The organism is Aeromicrobium flavum (assembly GCF_007992115.1).
Classification (GTDB): Bacteria; Actinomycetota; Actinomycetes; order Propionibacteriales; family Nocardioidaceae; genus Aeromicrobium; species Aeromicrobium flavum.
Map to the genome: position 1 here is coordinate 1 of NZ_BJZQ01000030.1, position 1,081 is coordinate 1,081.

The window sequence follows — 1,081 nt, forward strand, 5'->3', positions numbered from 1 at the left end:
TCGACGTCGCCGACGAGGGGTGCCTGTCGCTGCCCGGCGCCTTCACCGAGTGTGCCCGCCCCGACCGCGCGTGGGTCACGGGCGTCGACCACCTCGGCGAGCCCGTCGCGTTCGAGGGCACCGGCCTGCTGGCGCGCTGCCTGCAGCACGAGACCGACCACCTGTTCGGCACCGTCTTCGGCGACCGCGTCCCCGAGAAGGCCCGCAAGAAGCTCCACAAGGCCCACAACCAGCTCGCCGACGAGTACCCCGAGGACTGGCCCGTCGGCGAGGAGCCGGAGCAGGACTGATTCAGCGGGCGAACTGCCAGCAGGCGATCGCCGTCGAGGCGGCGACGTTGAGCGAGTCGATGCCGGCCGCCATGGGGATGATCATCCGGTGGTCGGCCTCGCGCTGCCAGTGCTCGCTGAGGCCCGGTCCCTCGGAGCCCACGATCACGGCCGACCGCTCGGCCGGCCGGATCGTGTCGATCGGCACGGCGTCGTCGGCCAGCGTCATGGCGTAGGTCGTGAAGCCGTGCTCGCGCAGCAGCGCGGGTGCGCCGTACCAGTCGTCGATCCGGGCCCACGGCAGCGAGAAGACGGCGCCCATCGCCACCTTGATCGATCGCCGGTAGAGCGGGTCGGCGCAGCGGGGCGACAGCAGCACGGCGTCGAAGCCCAGGGCGGCGACGTTGCGCATGATCGCGCCGATGTTGGTGTGGTCGACGAGGTCCTCCGCCACGAGCACCCGCCGCGCCGACGCCAGCACGTCGGCCACGGTGCGCTCGACCGGACGGTGCATGGCCGCGAGGGCACCGCGGTGCACGTGGAAGCCGGTGACCTTCTCGATCGACTTCTCGTCCAGCACGTAGGCCGGCGCGTCGGTGGCCTCGAGCACCTCGGCGAGGTTGCCCAGCCAGCGCGGGGCGAGCAGCAGCGACTTCGGCTCGTGTCCCGCGGCGACCGCGCGGTGGATGACCTTCTCGCCCTCGGCGATGTAGATCCCGCGCTCGTGCTCGACCGTGGTGCGCAGCTGCACGTCCCGCAGGTCGGTGTAGTCGCGGAGCCGCTCGTCGCGGGGATCGTCCAGTGCGATGAGG

The 1,081-nt window shown here is 72.1% G+C and carries 2 protein-coding genes; one reads left to right on the forward strand and one right to left on the reverse strand.

Annotation, left to right across the window (positions count from 1 at the left end):
* Positions 1 to 290: peptide deformylase (locus AFL01nite_RS15210; RefSeq protein ID WP_186813983.1), on the forward strand; the 290-nt coding region annotated here is incomplete at its 5' end.
* A 1-nt stretch (position 291) separates the two neighbouring features.
* Here the strand turns inward: AFL01nite_RS15210 and AFL01nite_RS15215 are convergent.
* On the reverse strand, positions 292 to 1,077 hold the full coding sequence (locus tag AFL01nite_RS15215) for a TrmH family RNA methyltransferase (RefSeq protein ID WP_146828889.1): 786 nt from the start codon (positions 1,075 to 1,077) through the stop codon (positions 292 to 294).
* Positions 1,078 to 1,081 lie beyond the last annotated feature (4 nt).